This window comes from Hahella sp. HNIBRBA332 (assembly GCF_030719035.1).
Classification (GTDB): Bacteria; Pseudomonadota; Gammaproteobacteria; order Pseudomonadales; family Oleiphilaceae; genus Hahella.
In genome coordinates this window covers 3,116,097-3,134,569 of the sequence record NZ_CP132203.1, presented here as the reverse complement: position 1 = coordinate 3,134,569, position 18,473 = coordinate 3,116,097, and the positions used below count along the sequence as shown (strand labels likewise).

The 18,473-nt window shown below is 51.3% G+C and carries 20 protein-coding genes and 1 pseudogene; 18 read left to right on the top strand and 3 right to left on the bottom strand.

Going from position 1 to position 18,473, the window contains the following annotated elements:
- Positions 1-63: 63 nt before the first annotated feature.
- The 3 genes from O5O45_RS13840 to O5O45_RS13830 all read left to right on the top strand — a co-directional run bounded on the left by O5O45_RS13840 (position 64) and on the right by O5O45_RS13830 (position 2,283).
- The gene (locus O5O45_RS13840; protein WP_305905797.1) at positions 64-450 is read left to right on the top strand and encodes a DUF4279 domain-containing protein; all 387 of its coding nucleotides are present in this window, start codon (positions 64-66) and stop codon (positions 448-450) included.
- 157 nt (positions 451-607) lie between these two features.
- Positions 608-1,267 carry a carbonic anhydrase gene (locus O5O45_RS13835; protein WP_127971732.1) on the top strand — a complete coding sequence of 220 codons (660 nt, stop codon included), beginning with the start codon at positions 608-610 and terminating at the stop codon, positions 1,265-1,267.
- 134 nt (positions 1,268-1,401) lie between these two features.
- Positions 1,402-2,283, top strand: a complete 882-nt coding sequence (locus O5O45_RS13830; RefSeq protein ID WP_305905796.1) for an Nmad3 family putative nucleotide modification protein — start codon at positions 1,402-1,404, stop codon at positions 2,281-2,283.
- A gap of 70 nt (positions 2,284-2,353) precedes the next feature.
- On the opposite strand, the gene O5O45_RS13825 is transcribed toward O5O45_RS13830, so the two are convergent.
- Positions 2,354-2,734 carry a hypothetical protein gene (locus O5O45_RS13825; RefSeq protein ID WP_305905795.1) on the bottom strand — a complete coding sequence of 127 codons (381 nt, stop codon included), beginning with the start codon at positions 2,732-2,734 and terminating at the stop codon, positions 2,354-2,356.
- Between the two features lie 473 nt (positions 2,735-3,207).
- Between O5O45_RS13825 and O5O45_RS13820 the strand changes: the two genes are divergently transcribed.
- From O5O45_RS13820 to O5O45_RS13805, 4 genes are all read left to right on the top strand, one after another.
- Positions 3,208-3,654, top strand: a complete 447-nt coding sequence (locus tag O5O45_RS13820; RefSeq protein WP_305905794.1) for a hypothetical protein — start codon at positions 3,208-3,210, stop codon at positions 3,652-3,654.
- Positions 3,655-3,921: 267 nt separating this feature from the next.
- Positions 3,922-5,412 (top strand): hypothetical protein, encoded by a 1,491-nt coding sequence (locus O5O45_RS13815; protein ID WP_305905793.1) that lies wholly within the window; start codon positions 3,922-3,924, stop codon positions 5,410-5,412.
- 229 nt (positions 5,413-5,641) lie between these two features.
- Positions 5,642-6,082 carry an NADAR family protein gene (locus O5O45_RS13810; RefSeq protein ID WP_305905792.1) on the top strand — a complete coding sequence of 147 codons (441 nt, stop codon included), beginning with the start codon at positions 5,642-5,644 and terminating at the stop codon, positions 6,080-6,082.
- 99 nt (positions 6,083-6,181) lie between these two features.
- Positions 6,182-7,105: a DMT family transporter gene (locus O5O45_RS13805; RefSeq protein ID WP_305905791.1), complete on the top strand. Its 924-nt coding sequence runs from the start codon at positions 6,182-6,184 to the stop codon at positions 7,103-7,105.
- Between the two features lie 5 nt (positions 7,106-7,110).
- Here the strand turns inward: O5O45_RS13805 and O5O45_RS13800 are convergent, their stop codons facing one another.
- A complete protein-coding gene (locus O5O45_RS13800; protein ID WP_305905790.1) occupies positions 7,111-7,521 on the bottom strand; it encodes a VOC family protein in 411 nt (136 codons plus the stop codon).
- 94 nt (positions 7,522-7,615) lie between these two features.
- Between O5O45_RS13800 and O5O45_RS13795 the strand changes: the two genes are divergently transcribed.
- The 5 genes from O5O45_RS13795 (at position 7,616) to O5O45_RS13775 (ending at position 11,986) form a co-directional block, all read left to right on the top strand.
- Positions 7,616-8,779, top strand: a complete 1,164-nt coding sequence (locus O5O45_RS13795) for an AAA family ATPase (RefSeq protein ID WP_305905789.1) — start codon at positions 7,616-7,618, stop codon at positions 8,777-8,779.
- Positions 8,780-8,978: 199 nt separating this feature from the next.
- Entirely contained in the window at positions 8,979-9,578 is a 600-nt protein-coding gene (locus O5O45_RS13790; protein WP_305905788.1) for an N-acetylmuramoyl-L-alanine amidase, read from the top strand.
- A 185-nt stretch (positions 9,579-9,763) separates the two neighbouring features.
- A complete protein-coding gene (locus O5O45_RS13785) occupies positions 9,764-10,510 on the top strand; it encodes a TIGR01458 family HAD-type hydrolase (protein ID WP_305905787.1) in 747 nt (248 codons plus the stop codon).
- Between the two features lie 78 nt (positions 10,511-10,588).
- The gene (locus O5O45_RS13780) at positions 10,589-10,858 is read left to right on the top strand and encodes a MoaD/ThiS family protein (protein WP_279502881.1); all 270 of its coding nucleotides are present in this window, start codon (positions 10,589-10,591) and stop codon (positions 10,856-10,858) included.
- Positions 10,859-10,897: 39 nt separating this feature from the next.
- The gene (locus O5O45_RS13775) at positions 10,898-11,986 is read left to right on the top strand and encodes a WD40/YVTN/BNR-like repeat-containing protein (protein WP_305905786.1); all 1,089 of its coding nucleotides are present in this window, start codon (positions 10,898-10,900) and stop codon (positions 11,984-11,986) included.
- Positions 11,987-12,035: 49 nt separating this feature from the next.
- Here O5O45_RS13775 and moeB read toward each other — a convergent pair whose 3' ends face one another.
- Positions 12,036-13,163, bottom strand: coding sequence for a molybdopterin-synthase adenylyltransferase MoeB (gene moeB, locus O5O45_RS13770; RefSeq protein ID WP_305905785.1), 1,128 nt, complete (start codon positions 13,161-13,163; stop codon positions 12,036-12,038).
- A gap of 300 nt (positions 13,164-13,463) precedes the next feature.
- Here moeB and O5O45_RS13765 point away from each other — a divergent pair, with 300 nt between their 5' ends.
- The 6 genes and pseudogenes from O5O45_RS13765 to O5O45_RS31985 form a co-directional block, all read left to right on the top strand.
- Entirely contained in the window at positions 13,464-14,138 is a 675-nt protein-coding gene (locus O5O45_RS13765; protein ID WP_305905784.1) for a MipA/OmpV family protein, read from the top strand.
- A gap of 295 nt (positions 14,139-14,433) precedes the next feature.
- Positions 14,434-14,796, top strand: coding sequence for a hypothetical protein (locus O5O45_RS13760; protein ID WP_305905783.1), 363 nt, complete (start codon positions 14,434-14,436; stop codon positions 14,794-14,796).
- Between the two features lie 133 nt (positions 14,797-14,929).
- Entirely contained in the window at positions 14,930-15,343 is a 414-nt protein-coding gene (locus tag O5O45_RS13755) for a hypothetical protein (RefSeq protein ID WP_305905782.1), read from the top strand.
- 157 nt (positions 15,344-15,500) lie between these two features.
- Positions 15,501-15,935: a hypothetical protein gene (locus tag O5O45_RS13750; protein WP_305905781.1), complete on the top strand. Its 435-nt coding sequence runs from the start codon at positions 15,501-15,503 to the stop codon at positions 15,933-15,935.
- 640 nt (positions 15,936-16,575) lie between these two features.
- Positions 16,576-17,382 carry a hypothetical protein gene (locus tag O5O45_RS13745; protein WP_305905780.1) on the top strand — a complete coding sequence of 269 codons (807 nt, stop codon included), beginning with the start codon at positions 16,576-16,578 and terminating at the stop codon, positions 17,380-17,382.
- Between the two features lie 14 nt (positions 17,383-17,396).
- Positions 17,397-18,437, top strand: a pseudogene (locus tag O5O45_RS31985) (hypothetical protein); the annotation flags it as partial.
- Between the last annotated feature and the right edge of the window lie 36 nt (positions 18,438-18,473).

The following is an 18,473-nucleotide window of genomic DNA, read 5'->3' as shown; positions in this document are numbered from 1 at the left end:
AGCCCTGACGGGCTACTCTGGTTATTTCACCAATAAATCCACTCAGGTATGGGCGATATCATCATGGCTTGTATAAAAACCTACTCAGAACTCCGTATTCTTTCAGAGGTACATCCACCTGATGTGATAAGCCGCATGCTGAAGACGGAAGCAACAGAAGTGCTGCTCCGTGATTCTGAGGCTTTGGATGATCAGTCTCGGCAGCGTCATATGTGGCTTTGGTCCACCAAAGGGCGGCTGGACTCGACTAATCCTTTGGAACACGTGAGCGCCGTGGTTGATGCAGTGGAATACCGGGGGATGGCGTTATCTGTATTAAGAAAGACATGCTCCATTGAAATCTATTGCTATTACCATACCAACAGCCGGGGAGGTCCAAAGCTGACGGCGGAGATAATGCGCAAGCTAGGGTGTTTGAACATCGATATATCCTGGGATATCGCTTTTTAAGCCCGACTTCAGAGAAGCACTTTTAGATCACGTTGAGCACTAAGCATTTTCGGGGGCCAAGTGATTTAATGCTACCTATGGAGGGTATTATGAAAGGTCGTTTTGGATTATTAATTCACGCTGATTTATAAGCCATAGAGTTGATTAGGAGATCCGAGTGAAAGATATCATCGAAGGCTTTCTGAAGTTCCAGCGCGAAGCATTTCCTGAGCGTAAGGAGTTGTTCAAAGATCTCGCCACTCAGCAGCAGCCGCGTACTCTGTTTATTTCCTGTTCCGACAGTCGTCTGGTTCCGGAATTGGTTACCCAGAGAGAGCCAGGGGATCTTTTCGTCATTCGTAATGCGGGGAATATTGTGCCTCCGTATGGACCGGAGCCTGGCGGGGTGTCGGCCTCGGTGGAATACGCCGTGGCGGCGTTGCGGGTGGCGGACATCGTCGTGTGTGGGCATTCCAACTGCGGCGCCATGACGGCGGTCGCTACTTGCCAGTGTATCGACCACATGCCGGCAGTCGCTCACTGGTTGCGCTATGCGGACTCCGCCAAAGTGGTGAATCAGGCGCGTAAGCACGCCGATGAGCGGGCGAAGATCGAAGATATGGTGCGAGAGAATGTCATCGCCCAGCTGGCGAACTTGCAGACACATCCGTCTGTACGTCTGGCGCTGCAGGAAGGCCGTCTCACCATGCACGGCTGGTTCTACGACATTGAATCCGGCGGCATCGAGGCATACGACGGTTCCAGACATGCCTTCGTGCCGCTGGCGGAACATCCTGAAGCGCGGGCGATTCCTGGGAAGTTGTCGCACGCGGTATAACTCGCCTTTAGCGTAGTGGGCGTGTGCATGGGGTATTTCGGTTTGGAATAAACGCTTGCATACGCCCCTCGCTAATCTACTCTTTTAATTCATGAGTAGAAAAGTGGGAAATAACTACCGAAAGGATTGGTGAGATGCGACTGATACTTAGCAGAAAGGGATTCGACTCATCCGCTGGAGGAATGCCTAGCCTGATCATGCCTGATGGCCGCATGATTTCACTACCGATCCCAACGGACGCCGACTATCAGAATCTTGGCATGCTCAATATTGAGGGCGTCTATATCGGCAGTATTCTTGAAGACCTCTCAGATCGCAGAATCAAGGCTGAGACGACGGTTCACATAGACCCGGATCTATGCGCCACATATATGACCAGAAAAGAGGGATGGCGTTCCTCATTTGGGCAAGTGAGCGCGGCCCAATCTCATTTGCGTAATCAAAAAGTGGCCTGTGGCGATCTGTTTCTTTTCTTTGGATGGTTTAGAAGGATTGCCAATACCGAAAAGGGATGGCGATTTGCGGAAGGCAGCGCCGATCTTCACGTTCTATTTGGCTGGCTTCAAATTGGCGAAATTCTTCAGATCGGTGAGGATACTGAGGAGGTTGTACGTAACAGGCCCTGGCTTAGCGATCACCCACATATATTGGCCGCTGAGAATTTTAAGCATTCCGGCAATACGATTTATGTCGCCTCCGAAAAGCTGAGTATCGGCGGCAAAGAAACGGCATTTCCTGGTGGAGGCTGTTTTCCTCGTTTTGAGGACATACTACAACTCACCCAGGCGAACGTCTCCTCACGATCATCATGGAAACTCCCGCGTTTTTTCTTTCCGCCTGACAAGAAAGCAGCGCTTTCCTATCATACAAACCCCACTCGATGGGGCGAGATTTGCGATGACTATGTGTCCCTGCAGTCTGTCTACAGAGGGCAGGAATTTGTCTATGACTGTGGTGAGGAGCCTGCGGCGATTGAGTGGTTAAACAGGCTATTTAATACATCGCTGTGCAAATAAAAACGCCCGACGTTCAATTATTGGGCGCTTTAGATATGGGCGAGGTGTGCTGGCTCTCTACGCGGGATAATTAAATCCCCAAGTAATTCCCCACCTCAAACATATCCGGCTGGCCTTCTTCAAAGCCGAAATAACAGACGTCTTCTTGCTCGCCGGTCTTCTCGTCGATGATGCCGATGACGAATTCACACTTTAGGCGCTTGGCGATTTTGTAAAGGCCATCCAGCGGCTCTTTAAGCTGTTTCTTGTTGCGGACGCTCAGGTTGACGCCAATACGCCAGTCTGAAGGATCATCCAGATCCATGTCTTCAGAGGCTTCCGGGTCGATTTGACGGTTATCGACAAACGTGAGGTCCAGAGTGGATTCTTTTACCCAACTTTCGATCGCTGAAGAAACATCTCCGGCAATGTCTTCCAAGTCTGTTCCATCGACGTAGATGTATAGCAACATGCTCGTTCGCCTCTGATTTTACTGATGCTTTGTCTGTAAGAAATAAGATAGCCGAATGCGCGTGGCGCGAAATGAAAATGGCGCACTATCAGGCGTGAAAAGACTCGGCTATTGATTTGGCCGCACATTGTAAGCGTCTGCGGTCTAACTTTCTAACATTCCATGGCTTTCAGGCTCGATGGAGGCTGAATGGAGACGGTCAGGGTAGTTAAATAGCCACTCGTTGCTCGAATTCTATCCAACTTATTGCGCCACGCCGCCTTTTCATCATTTTCGTTGTGGGTTTTATGGCCTGGCGCCGCATACCACTTTGCCTTTGTATCCTGGCTATGGGATCACTACAATGCGCCACGCGACAATAAACGCCGTTTCGAAGCTTATAAGAGCGGCCTTTCCAGTAGCTCTGCGCGAAGCGGACAAGCCAGGGCTAATGACGAACATCGAACAAATTAAGCTGTGTGGAGAACAATAAAATGAAAATCGGGGTAGTGGGATTCAGTAAGCGCTGGTTCGACCAGCAAGCGGCCAGCGAAATCCTGGAGCGCTCTATCAAGACCTGGGTCGACGGCAAGGATAAGAGTGAGGTGGAAATTGTCAGCGGACTGACTAACGCCGGCGTGCCCAAACTGGCCTATGAACTGGCGGTGCGCATGGGGCTCACGACCGTGGGGATCTCCGCGAGAAGAGCGTTGAAAGTACGTAGCGGTATATTTCCATGTGATAAGCAGATTCTGGTTGGCCAGGATTTTGGCGATGAATCTGAAGCGTTTATCGATTATATCGACTGCCTGATTCGCGTTGGCGGCGGTCCTCAGAGTCGCAAAGAGGTTGAGTTTTTCAAGGAGCGCAAAGGTTTCACTGAGGAGGAGGCCGGATCCTACCTGTATGAAGAAGAAGTGGAGTGGTTCGGCAAAGACTGACCCGCTTACGTTAAGTCGAGTCTGCGCGCAACGTAACGATTTTTGCAGTCACTCACAAAATGCGGCGCGATGGTTATACAGTCGCGCTAATTTTTGGAGTAATATTGAAAACGTTTTCATTGTGTGAAGCTGTCGCGGCATAGTTGCTGCGTTCCGCATAAAACGACGCTGAGGCCGCTGTACCTATTGCGTCGGGCGAACCTGAGGGAGTGAAGGGCGCACTGGCGCGAGGCCTTGAAACTCAACTATGACAATAAGGATATCGCTATGCGTAAAAAGAGGTTTTTCACGTCGTCATTCGCCGCCTTATGTTTGTTCAGCGCGGCTGTACAAGGGCAACCCCTGTCAGCCCAGGAAGAGTATCTGCAATTCGCCCAAAACGAGAGTGGAGAAATCCATCTCGATGACGGGCGCACCTTGTTTTATACCGTAAAGTCCCGATCGAAGGTCAATGGCGTCGAGGTTATTCGCGCACAGGTGGATGATCCTGCTCTGGCGGACTTCATGGACTACAGCAGTTTTATCATCACTTTGGATCACGACAAGCAGGAAATGTCGGGCTATCTGGAAACGGGCTCTGGTCAATTTCGTCTGCAGTCGTCTTCGGATGCAAATGAAAACGTTTTCTGGCGAAAAATTCAACCGCCGAAAATGGACGATCGTATTCTGAAGAATCCAGACACGAGCTTTATGAGGCGCTTCAATCAAGAGGCGGCAGGAGAGAAAGACGCCTCAGGACGTTATGTCATTGACGTATTCATCGGATTCTCCGAGCAGGCGGCTCAGGACGTCGGCAATATCAACACCGAAGCGCAAATATACGTGGAGTCGGTGAATGAAGCGCTCAATAACAGCCAGATAGAAGGGGTATACCTGAGGCTGGTGGGAGTCGGCGTGTCGCCGCAGAACCCCGGCGTGGTGACTTCCGTGCTACGGGACGGCAAAGAGTGGTTCAAGGACGATATCGCGCGCTATGCGCCGGATCTTATTGGTTTGGTGCAACGGCCGACGGATGCGCCTGGAAGCGCGGGAGGCTGGGGTTATGCGCCAGGAGACATTGTGGTGATTGGCGCGCCCTGGCCCGGCGCCTACCGCCATGAAGTCGGCCACAATGTTGGTGGGATGCACTGCAAGTCCGAAGGCGACACGGGATACAACTATGGGTATAGCGTCAGGCAAGGCCGGGGAACTGCGCAGTGCGGCAATGACCTGAGCTACTACTCATCTCCTTTGGTGATGGACGACGAAGGCAATGTGCTGGGCACTTCGCACTCACAGGATATGGCTCGGCTGTGGCGAGAGCGGTCTGCGGCGATGTCCGCCAACCGTATCCATAAAGTGCCGTTCCCCGGCGAAGTCGGTGGCCGTTATCGAATGCAGAACTATTGGCGCGCCGATCAGTTTTTGCATATGGAAAACGGTGGTCTGGAAAGCGGAGCCGTTGAACAAGGCTGGTGGAGCGCCCAATGGGATATCAAAGCAGTTGGCGAGGACGATTATGTGCGAATCTGTAACCGCTGGCGCGCGCAGGCCTGCATGAATGTTGAAGATGGCGGCTTGCAGGCGGGCGCCATTGAGAGCGGGTGGCATAGCGCGCAGTGGAAGCTGGAGCCGGTGGAAGGACAGACTGACTGGGTGCGCATCCGCAACCGCTGGCGACCGAACCAGTATCTGCATATTGAAAACGGGACGCCCGAGGCAGGGCCGGTTCAACCCGGCTGGTTCAGCGCGCGTTGGAAACTGACCTCCGCTGACTAAGCCCTGTTATTCGCCTTTAAAGCGCCGTTCACTCCCGTGGACGGCGTTTTTCCTCGCCCCTCATTGCGCGGAAGCGTCGCTTGCGTTAATTTGCTTCGTCTCGTGAGCCTTCTTCGCCAAAATTCTGTAACGGAAAATGAGTTGTCCGCTGTTGCGGTCATCCGTCAGACTGTGTTGATGGAGATGGCTGTGAGCGCCGCAAAATAATTGACGACGGGCCTGTACAAACGTGGAAGTGATTAAGTTTTATAGCGTAAATGATGAATTTGGAGAGTTTTCCAATTTCGCCCAATACCCGATCAAGCTCAAAGGAAAAGTGTGGCCCAGCAGCGAGCATTATTTCCAGGCCATGAAATTCGAAGAAGAAAAAGACCGCAGCGATATTCGCAAAGCCAAGTCTCCGCTGGAAGCCGCGCGTAAAGGCCGCGACCGCAAAAGAAAGCTGCGCAATGATTGGGAGACCATCAAGCTCAACATCATGCGCGAGGCCATTCTCGCCAAATTCACCCAACACGAAGCCTTGCGCGAACGCCTGCTCAGCACCGGTTCCGCCAAAATCGTCGAACACACGGACAATGACGACTACTGGGGCGATGGCGGCGACGGCAGCGGCCAGAACATGCTGGGCCGCATCCTGGAAGAGGTGAGAGCGCAGCTCAGCGAAGATTGAGCCTCTCTTCTCGTCAGTCTCAATGACGGCCTGTTCCAATTGTCATGAATTAATGGACTTTCGCTCTTACGTTTTCACCTTTGCAGTCAAGGAAATCAGATGAAGCAGATACAGCCGTCCTCAGGCAGCGCTACGCCATTTTTGGTGATGGCGGCGTTGTCGGCGGTGTTTATGGGGACGATTGGCGTTATCGCCAAATACGCGCAGTTGGGCGCGGAAACCGTGACTTTTTATCGCTTGTTTTTTGGCGCGGCGATGATGCTGGGGTATCTGCTGGTCATCCGTAAAGCGAATCTGTTGTGGTGTTGGCCTTCCTGGCGGGTGCTGATCAACGGCGGTTTTCTGGCGGGATTTATTGTGTTTTATATCCAGGCCATGGAGCATACCAGCATGGCCAACGCCATTATGACCATCTATCTGGCTCCAGTGGTCGCCTCCGTATTCGCGCACCTGTTTTTATCAGAGAAACTCAGCGCCAGCGCGATAGGTCTGATTCTTACTGCGCTTTTCGGCTTTGCAATGATGATGGAGTTTCGTCTTGAGTTCGGCGGCTCCCAGGACGCTTTGGGGATGTCCTACGCCGGGCTGGCCATGCTGTGCTATGCGGGCTTTATTATTATCAATCGCGCCACGCCTGCGCATGTGCATGTTTATGCAAGAAGCTGGTATCAAATGCTGATCGGCGCGCTGTGTATGGCGCCATTGATGCTGCAGCAACAGGAAGTGATTGCGCCGGCGCAGTGGGGCTGGCTGTTGGCTGCGGGTCTGTTACCCGGATTCCTTGCTATTTTGTTTGCGGTTATCGCCTTGCGTGAACTGCCTTCCGCCACTTTCGGCACGCTGGCGTATCTGGAGCCCATCGCTGTGGTGACATTTGGCTGGGCTTTGTTTGATCAGGCGTTGAGCCCTTTGCAGATGGCCGGTTGTGGTCTGATCATGTGCTCCGGCATCGCGCAGGCGGTTCTGACGCAACGACGGAGCGCGGCTACATCGGGGCAAACCTGTTCCATCGCTCAGAGCTGATGGGACTAACGGTTTTTAGCGTATTCCGTTAATTGATCTAAAAACGTTGCTTCATCTCTAATGCCGACCCGGTTACCGCCCGGGTCCTGGATATTGATGACGGATCCCCAGGCGTATCGCTCAATCTCCGCCGTTATGCCAAAGGCGCGCACTTCTTCCAATGCTTGCTCCAGATTGCTCACATTGAACCTTAGTTTAGCGGGGCGCTGGTGTATCAGGTTTTCCGGGGTTCCGGCGTGAGCGCTGCCGCCGGTCTCCACTAATAAGTAAGCGCCGCCGTAGCGAAAACAGGTCATTTGGAAGTCGCCGCGTTGCTCTTGAAATTGGACTTCAAGGCTAAACAGATCCCGATAGAAAGCCACGCAGGCGTTGTAGTTTTCCGTGTTTAAAATGATTCCTGTTCTGGCTATATCCATAATGATTGGGCTCCGTTGGCAGTTTGGTAAAACATGTGTCGTTTTAAATGCTAGGTTGCCGATTCTACAAGACGGCTCGACCAGGAACATTAACATGCTCACTACGCTCTCCATCAATAACTACCGTTCCATACTGCAGCTGACGATGCCATTGGGGTCGCTGAATGTGATTACCGGGCCTAACGGCAGCGGCAAGTCTAATTTGTACCGGGCGCTGCGATTGTTGGCGGAGACGGCGCAAGGCGGGGTGGTTAATTCTTTGGCCGGCGAGGGCGGACTGGGCTCCACGTTCTGGGCTGGGCCGGAGAAAATCAGTCGTCGGATGCGGACTGGCGAGATACCTGTCCAGGGCGGCCCACGTCGCGATGCAGTGCGCTTGCGGCTCGGCTTTTCCAGTGAGGATTTCGGCTACGCGATATCACTCGGGCTGCCCAAACCATCCCCTTCAGCCTTCGCATTGGACCCAGAGATCAAGCGGGAGTGCATTTGGGCCGGGCCATTCTATCGTCCCGCAGGATTACTGGTGGACCGGGACGGGCCGATGGTGAGAGTGCGCGACGGGCGCAGTTGGAACGTGGCGGCGCAGAATCTCAGCCTTTTCACCAGTATGTTCGATCAGCTGGCCGACCCTGGCGCTGCGCCGGAGGTATTCCGGGTGCGTGAGACAATTCGCAACTGGCGCTTCTATGATCACTTCCGAACAGACCGCGATGCGCCTGCTCGTAAACCTCAGTTGGGCACGCGGACGCCGGTGTTGCATCATGACGGTCGCGATCTGGCGGCGGCGGTGCAGACCATTCGTGAAATCGGCGACAGCGAAGCGCTTGATGCGGCCATTAGCGACGCCTTTCCCGGCGCCAGGCTGGATGTAAGGCTGCACGAAGACGGTCGCTTTTCGTTGATGTTTTATCAAGATGGACTGCTCAGGCCTCTGACCGGCGCGGAACTTTCCGACGGCACCTTACGCTATATCCTATGGGTGGCGGCGCTCCTGACCCCGCGTCCGCCATCACTGATGGTGCTGAACGAACCGGAAACCAGCCTGCATCCTGACTTATTGCCGGCATTGGCGCGTTTGATTTTACGCGCCTCTGAGCATTCCCAGGTCTGGGTGGTGTCCCATGCCTCCCGTCTCGTCGCCGCTCTTAATGAACACCCGGAATGCAACGCTGTGCAACTGGAAAAGCCCCTGGGCCAGACAGAAATCATCGGACAAGGCATTCTGGACACGCCGGCCTGGCATTGGGCGGATAAGTAGAGATTGTCTGCAGGGAGCGGGGAAGTCGTACTTACTAAGTATAAAAGACGTAGTGAAGCGGCTCAGTCTTATTTCCTCACATTTGAAATGTGACTTTTTCCACTGTGCTTTTTCTTTGGCGGTTTTAATTTGGACATAACGGCGGGCCTTCCCGTCGCACCGAAAACAAGCACTCACAATGAAACGGTGGAGAGTCATCATGGGACAACCCTGGGAAGATCGATTATTGCAGGTGGATATGCGGCGCGTGGACTACCCTTATGCGCTGTGGTCGCCGGCGGCGAATTTCAGAATACCGCCGGGGCGGCGGGACATTCGCTACATTATCATCCACATTACTGGCGGGCCTGCTTTGACGGAGCGCAACGCCTTAAACACCTTTCGGGCGGGCCCCGCCAGCGCCCACTATATTGTCAATCGTGAAGGGCGCGTGGTGCAGACCGTGAGGGAAGCGCATATCGCCAATCATGTCGATAATATTCACTCTCAAACCAATCGCGAGAGTATTGGCATTGAACACGTGAATCCCTGGGATCCGAATCCAAGGACTTATCCCACGGATGCGCAATACATGGCGTCCGCGCGACTGGTGGCTTGGCTATGTCATCGCTATGGTATTCCCGTACGTCATGAAACCGCGCCGCACACCGCAGGCATTCGCGGTCATATCGAGGAAGCGCCGCATTCCGGTCATCGCACATGCCCTAATCCCGCCTGGAATTGGGATTTGTATATCGATCTGGTGCGCAGTATTCGCGTGGAAACCTTTGACGAGATGATCGGCGCTTTGGCGCGCTAAACGCCCGGATATTCACGTCATTGAAAGCCGCTTCCTCCAAAGCGCTTGGCGTCGCTTTTACGTTTAAAGGTCGACGTCAGGCGCCTTAGCGGTTGTTAATCCCGCCATAAGCCGTCAGTATAATTATTCGGCCCACTTACAGGGTATTTCCGACTCTATTTTTCCAATGGACGAGGAGGTCGCCGATGTCGCTTTCCTATAAGGCGTTGTTTCTTGATCTCAGCGGCGTGATTTATGAGGGAAGTCAGACCATACCTGGAGCAGTATCCGCCATAGAGCGGGCAAGGGATAAAGGCCTGACGTTAAGGTTTGTCACCAACACCGCCAGCCAGTCGTCTCGCGATTTGCTGCAACGTCTGAGAAGTATGGGCCTCTGCTTGCAGGACTCAGAGTTATTCACCGCGCCTCTGGCCGCCAAAGCTTACATCCTCAAACACAAACTGCGACCGCTGTGTATCATCAACGACGCAGTGCAGGAGGATCTGGCGGACCTGGATCGCCATGACCCCAATTGTGTGTTGCTGGGAGACGCCCGCGACGGTTTGAATTACCCTAATCTGAACCGCGCTTTTCGTCTGTGTCGCGCTGGCGCGCCTCTGATCGGCATTGGCATGAATAAATACTTTAAAGACGACGAAGGATTGATGCTGGATGCGGGACCTTTTATCCGCGCACTGGAATGGGCGGCGGACATCAGCGCAGTGATCATGGGCAAACCCAGCCGGGAGTTTTTTGATCAGGTGCGCGCCACAACCGGTTTTTCTCCAGAGCAGTGCCTGATGGTGGGGGACGATGTTGGCGGCGATGTGGAGGGTGCGGTGAACGCAGGCCTGCAAGCCTGTCTGGTGCGCACCGGCAAATACCTCCCTGAGGATGAGCGGCGTCTGCCTGACGGCGCGCAGGTGGCGGACAGTCTGGCGGAACTGTTTTAGCGCGACGCTGTGCTAATATCAAACCACGGATCTTGTCTCAACCAATGACGGCAATCACGCCGAGTAAGACGAATAGATATGGCGACGGTCACTTTCACCAATAACCTCAAACGATACCTGTCCTGTCCGCCGCAGGCTGTTCCGGCGGAGACCGTGGCGGAAGCGCTGCAACGAGTCTTTGCGGATAACGCGCGTCTGGCCGGGTATATTCTCGACGATCAGGACCGGTTGCGTAAAAACATAGCAATTTTTGTGGATGGACAGATGGTCCGGGACCGACTTCATCTGACCGATGCGTTACAGCCCGATTCCGAAGTACATGTGCTGCAGGCGCTCTCCGGCGGTTGAAGGCGGCCCCAATCCTTCAATCTGATGGGAGCGGCGGCGATGAATCAAAAACTACGTATAGGAACGCGTAAAGGCTTGTTTGTTTACGAGCGCACGGGAAAGGGGCAATGGCGCTGTGGCGAGCCGGATTTTCTGGGCGACCCGGTGTCTATGGTGTTGCGGGACCCGCGCAACGGCAATCAATATACGGCGCTTAATCTTGGCCACTTTGGCGTGAAGCTGCACAGAGCCGAGTCCGGTTCACGGGAGTGGAAGGAAATTGACGCCCCTAAATTTCCCAAAAGCGGCGACGAAGACGGGCCGGCGGTAGAACTGATCTGGGAACTGGTTCCTGGCGGCGCCGATCAACCGGATACACTGTGGGCGGGAACCATTCCCGGCGGCTTGTTCAAATCCACGGACCGAGGCGAAAGCTGGACGCTGATTGAGTCGCTCTGGAACCGGCCGGAACGCGCTAACTGGTTCGGCGGCGGGTATGACAAACCCGGTATCCACTCCATCTGCGTGCATCCCAACAACACCCGTTGCGTGCGGCTGGCGATATCCTGCGGCGGCGTATGGGAAAGTCAGGACGCAGGCGAAACCTGGGCGCAAACTGGCCAAGGGCTGCGCGCCGCCTTTCTGCCGCCGGATCAGGCCTACAATCCGGAATCTCAGGACCCTCATCGTATGGTCAGCTGTCCTGCATCACCGGATCATATGTGGATTCAGCACCATAACGGCATCTTTCGTTCCGATGACGGCGGGCATCGCTGGACGGAACTCACCGATGTTCCTCCCTCTGTGTTCGGTTTCGCAGTGGCAGTGCATCCCCAGGACCCAAACACAGCCTGGTTTGCTCCGGCGATCAAGGATGAGCGCCGTGTCCCGGTTGACGGTAAATTAATCATCAACCGCACGCGCGACGGCGGTAAAAGCTTCATGGCGCTTAGCAATGGACTGCCGCAAGGTCCGGCCTATGATCTGACATATCGTCACTCGTTGGATGTGGACGACAGCGGCGACATACTGGCGTTTGGCTCCACCACGGGCGGGCTGTGGGTGAGTGAAGATCAGGGCGACCATTGGCAGTGCCTGAGCGAACATCTGCCCCCGATTTATGTTGTGCGCTTTGATAAGCATTTTTAGTCCGGTCGCAGCGGTCCCCGACTAAGGCGCTGGCGGTCATGGAACGGGATCAGTAACGCGGCATGTCCGGATCGACTTTGGCCGCCCAAGCGAGAATGCCTCCGCTTAAGTTGTAGACGCGTTTGAAGTCAGCATCGCTGAATAACTGACGGGCGCCAGCGGAGCGTCCGCCTGACTTGCAGTAGAACACCAGTGTCTGCTCTTTGTTGAAATCGTTTATTCGCGCCGGCAGGCTTTGCAATGGAATGTGCAGGCTGCCGGCGATGGCGCAAATCTCCCGCTCGTAGGGCTCTCGCACATCAATGAGCGTTAGGTCCTCGCCCTGTTGCAGTCGTGCGTGCAACGCCTCCGGACTGATATCGCTTTCCTGCGCCAGGGTTTTGGGAACGCCGCAAAAGGCGTCGTAATCGATCAGCGCTCTGATGCTGGGATGGTCCCCACAGACGGGACACTGGGGATCTCTTCGCAGTCGCAACTCATCAAAACTCATACTCAATGCGTTGTACTGCAGCAGGCGGCCGCTCAGGGTGTCGCCCATGCCAGTGAGGATTTTGATAGCCTCGGTCGCCTGTATGCTCGCGATCATGGCGGGCAATACGCCCAGTACGCCGCCCTCCGCGCAGGAGGGAACCATGCCCGGTGGAGGCGGTTCTGGAAACAGGCAGCGATAGCAGGGGCCGCCATCGTGATGAAACACGCTGGCCTGGCCTTCGAACTGAAAGATGCTGCCATATACGTTGGGTTTATTAGTGAGCACGCAGGCATCGTTGGTCAGATAGCGGGTGGGAAAGTTGTCTGTGCCATCGATCACCAGGTCATAGTCATTGATCAGCGCAAGGGCGTTTTCCGAGGACAGCGTCATCGCGTAGGGGCGTATGTCCACATGCGGGTTCAGCGCGCTTAAACGAGCGGCGGCGCGCTCCGCCTTGGGCTGGTCGATATCATCCACGGTATACAACACCTGCCGTTGCAGATTGCTTTCCTCCACCACGTCGCCATCCACAATCCCCAAAACACCCACGCCCGCCGCCGCTAAATACAATCCAAGGGGAGACCCCAATCCGCCTGCGCCCACGATCAACACGCGGGAGGCTCGCAATCGTTCCTGACCTGAGCGACCAAACTCCGGCAGGCTGAGATGGCGACTGTAGCGGCTGAGTTCATCAGGCGTAAGCACGGTATGTCCTCCTTGGTGTTTTAGGCGACGACGTTGGATGTGCTGTGTTTATTCTAGGCGCGGGTGGGAACTAAACCAATGAAGCGAAGAGGATTTGTTTTTTGAGGAAGGTAATCAGTGAGCAATGCTTAGGTGTCATATTTCTGATACAAAATAATCAGCTTGTTGCACAAGCCCTTTCGTGGTTAGGTTATGTTTTTAAATAACAAAGAGAAAGTGAGGTATTTTGTGGTAAGCAAAAGGAAGTTAATTGCGCTTTCATTATGTCTGAGCGCCGGACCGGCGTGCGCTGGGGATTTCATGCTCGGCGTTGGCGCGGCAGCCTGGAAATCGGAGTACGAAGGCGTGAGCGGTTCTGATGAGCTGGCGGTCTATCCGGCGATTTCTTACGAAGGAGACCGATTCAGTATCAGCGGAACCGAGGCGGACTATCGCGTATTGGGCGATGGCGACAGCGGTTTGAGCGCCTACATCAGCCTTGGAATGGGCGACGGCGGCTATGATGCGTCAGACTCCGTTGTCTTTGCCGGAATGGACGATAGAGACGCCAGCGTCGACTTGGGTGTGGGAGTGGAGTACGCATTCGATCAGGGTTCGTTGAACGCCGCCATCGCCCACGATGTTTCCGGCGCATACAAAGGACTGGTCGCCAGCGCCAGTTTCTCCGCGCCGCAAAAGTTAAGCGATACGCTCTATCTGACGCCTTCAGCAGGTTTTTACTATCGCAGCAGTGACTACGTAGACTACTACTATGGCGTTCTTGATAGCGAAGCAACCTCCGACCGTAGCGCCTATGAAGGCGATGATACGCTGACGCCTTTTGTCGGCTATGAAGTGTTTACCGCCTTGTCGGAACATTGGCGTATCTCTCACTCTGCGGAAGTGCGCTGGCTGGGAGACGAAATCACGGATTCGCCGTTGGTGGATCGAAGCACGGTATGGAGCGCCGCGTTAAACTTCCTGTACTTGTTCTGAGCTGACCATGCTCGGATCAGCCATCAGACAGGGGCCAGATACGCCTTAGGGCTTGGCCTCTTCGCCTCAGTCGCTGCTTAATTCAGCCTATTAATTCTGCAGTTATTTGAAAAAGTGAGCTACCTCTCTGATTTTGATGAAAAATAACAGGTAATCGCTTTTAAAATTTTGATGAAATTGGCAGAATCACTCGTAACAAGGAACCTTCCCGCCGGCATGGAGCACGCTAATTCGTCGCCCTGTTGAGAAAGCTCGGAAGCCTTTCGAAACTATTGCTCACAAGGAGACGTTATTCATGGAGAAGACTGTTTGTTTTATAAGCGGTCATCTTGATCTTACCCCACAAGAATTCGAGCAACACTACGCTCCCGTTATTGACCAGGCATTGGAAAATCAAGCCAGTTTCGTTGTCGGAGACGCCCGCGGCGCGGACAAACTGGCGCAGGACTACCTTTTCGGAAAATCCAGCGCGGTCACTGTCTATCACATGTTCGACACCCCCAGAAACAACCCCGGATTTCCCACCCAAAGCGGCTTCACCTCCGATAACCAGCGAGATAAACAGATGACCGCCGACTCTACCTGCGACATCGCCTGGGTCAGGCCAGGGAGGGAGAAGTCCGGGACGGCTAGGAATTTGGCGCGTAGACAATGCTGATTATAAGTTCTAGCTGGTTTTCACGTGGTGTAATGTGTTGATATCTAAGGATAGCTCAGAGCCTTGGTGTAACGCACTTGCCTGAATTGTACTTGTAAATATCAGCTGATTATTTGAAGGTGACATATTAGCAATGAACTACGTAATAGAAGATCTTGCAGCAGAAAATTGCTTGAAGGTGCAAGATGCTATTTTAAAGCATTTGGCTGGTTCTAAAAGTGAAAGAGAGATAACTAGAGGCGCCTTGCCAAGACTCCCTTACATATATGCGACTCCTCTTGGTGAGATAAACGAAGGGGACTATTGGGTTGTAGATAGAGAAAATGATTCCTGGCTGGTTCAATTGGATTCTGGGATGCCGGAAATGACAGTTTTTGTACTTTTCTTTGACGGTAAGTTATACGAGGTAAAGAGTTTTTTTCGAAATGCTTCAACATTAGAATCCTTAACTTATATAGAAGATGTTGAAGATCGAGAGCTGGTGGAGAGGGTAGTAATAGTTGCTCTTGATGAACTAGGGAGATCGATGAATTTTAAGGTAAATTAGAAAACAGTTTTGCGCTATTTGATCATGTATAAAAATTGGGTGGTAGGACATGCTAAGCATGGAAAGAAGCTGTTGAGAATGTTTTTATCAATAATTTTGTTGTGCTGCCTCGTATACTTTATTGCTAGGTCCGCTCTTAGTTATTCAGGATACTGTTATGCTGAACGGCGTTCTTTTAGATGATGAAAGAATTAGGCTGGCTGTAAAATATGCACTCAAGCATTATCCACCTGTAATTATGAATTATATCTGTAATCAAGAAGAAGTAGGTTTTTTGTTGAGTATGGATAAGGTTGATAAGAGTGATGTTGTTTTTTATCAGGGAGTGGAACATTTTGTCACATTAAACCCAGAATGCTGTGAAGTTGTAGATAATATTAAAGGCTATAAGCCGACCTTTTGGGACAGGTATAGTGGTTCAACATCAGCCATAGTTAAAGTCTTAAAGTCGATATTAAAGTTATCTTTAAGGAGGAAGCTGACCTCGCTCCTGTCATCAGGACTGAGTATGTGGCAATCTCCAATTGCGGAAAAACTTGGAACGGATATTGATTTTGATTCGGATAAATATTTTCGTGAAATCTATGATTGATGGTTACTCTAAAGAGAATTGGACTTCTAATTTTGGTGCTGGAACTGAATATAAAAAGTGCGTATGTCTGTTATCTTCTACAGCTAGAAAATATGAGCTACTCGTCTGATTTTTATCAAAAATAACAGATTATTTTTTTCAATATTTGATGAAATTGGGAGAATCTATCGTAACAAGGAACATTTGTGGCGACTTGGGGAGCGCTAATTTATGGCCATGTTGAGAGAGCTAGGAAGCCTTTTGAAGCTACTGTTCACAAGGAGATGTTATCCGTGGATAAGACTGTTTGTTTTATAAGCGGTCATCTTGACCTTACCCCCAGAAAATCGAGAAAAACCAATCTTCCGTTATTGACGATCTGGCGCGAAACTACCTTGAGAGTAAATTCAACGTGGTCAGTGTGTACTAAATTTTTTACGTCCCAGTAACACCCACCTGACTTATGGGTAAGTCGAGAGGTTAGTGTTTTAGAACGGCGCATATTGGCTCAGCGCGTTTTTAGGCGTTAATTGTCGTTTTGGTTCGTTTAATGAGGAGGAATACTGAAGCGGAGATCAGGAGGAAGATTTATTCAAAGTTTTGTTTTAATGGCTTATTAGTGGTGATGTATAAATACGAGACAGCAAACAGGGTTTGACAAATGGGAAGATATAAAAAGTGTATCGACTGGAGCATTGCACTGTTTTTCATAGCTGGTTGTCAGCATGGATATGCGGATAGTGAAGAGAGTGGTGAGACTAATAGGAATGCTAGCTTTGCGGGGAATATTGAATATAGCCCTGACCTATGTAAGAAGAATGCGGAAGGAAATGTATATGTGGCTTTGGGGAAAACAGTATTCAGGTTTCCCTACGAGACTAACCTACAGTTCCGAGCAGTTAAAGATAGTGAAGATCTACCTCATAGGCCTGATCCTACGGAGCCAGAAGGTTGTCCAGATAATCCCGTCGCTACAAAAGGTATAAAGCTGAATTACAGACTGAAAGATACAGGTGGTATGAGTGCTGATTTGAAGCTAATGCCGGAAAGTATTTCTCTAACCTATTCTGGAAATAGTTCCGGAATGCTTCAAGATAGATCTGAGAATCAGTTTTATCAGGCAAAAGGGAGTTATAACAACTGCGAGTATACTGAGGAGGGGCTCGAAGCATGCTATTGGAAGTCAGCTGATGAGCGCCCAAAGCATTTGCTTGCTGTTGGGTATAAAGCTCCTGAAAATATTTATAAAACCCCTTTGGGACGACCTTTCTTTGTCGACTGTTGGGGAGGAGGGGCTATTCCACTAAATCAATGTACAGTCTCATATGTATTAAATGGACGTGTTGATATTACGTATAAATTTTATAAGGAATACTTGCCTATTGACGTTATTGTTAAATATGACGCAGAGCTTCGCGATACAGTAGAAAAGGCTATGGTAGTTGATTATAAATGGTCAGATAATTGATTGGGTGTAAAGGAATGACAAAGAAAGTTGTATATGAGCGTGGACATGGTGGAATAACCTTAACTCAAGAGCAAGTTGAGACGTTAAAGGTTATGTTGGATGATCAATTATTAAAATACAAATCTAAGCCGGATGAAGTGGGATTGGGTGAACCATTGTATAAAGCCATTTTTGAGATGATTAGCGATCATGTCGATGGTGAGTATGTTGCTAAGCAAGGAGTAGACCCTGCTGTATGGCGCTGGATAGAAGGTGCGCAAGGTGTCAATACAGGTAAGGGATTCTATGCGGATTACATCCGGGATTATACTAAAATACAGTATAAAATTCGTGGTGGCGATCCAGCTCTGGCCGAAAGAAAGAATCAGCAAGCGTCTAACTTGATTGCATTTAATTTAGTTGGTGACGTGATTAATTATGGTGGCGAACTTCCTGGTGTAATGGGGCTAGGGGCCATCGATGCAGGAGCCGCTGCGAGTACGGTTTTTAGCGGTATGATCCCTCATATGGAAGGGGATTACGCTCCATGGGCTGGGACGCAATTATTTCCCTATTTAGGCATAGATAATTTCTTTAGTGATTTTCTTTTAAGTTCTGAAGATGTAGTCGCAGATATACCTTTAAATGGCGAATATAGAAGTGTCACAGTTAAGCATCTTGATGGAACTTATGATTTAATTGCGATGGTTCAGGCAAGCCAGGAGGCTGCCTGGAGTGCTGGCAACTCGAATAGATGGGAGGCTATAATAAATTTATTTGGCGGCCCTGCTGTCCTTGATACCGATCAGTCTGATCTGGTTAAGTCATTGGATGACTTTTTTTGGCGTTCATATGGCTTGACGAAAGATGATGGATTTGAGTTGGGCAATGACCTGCCTTTCGGCGATATGAGTGACCGTATTGGATCTGTTTTTGGCGAAGAGTATATTGCCGGCACCTATGGTGATGATGCTGAACTACAAACTAATTCAGGCGACAATATTGTTCACGCAGGCTTGGGTGATGATGTAATAATTGGATCTGATGATGATGATCTTATTGATGGAGGTAGAGGGGTTGATACAGTTAAATATACCGCTTTAAATGATTCT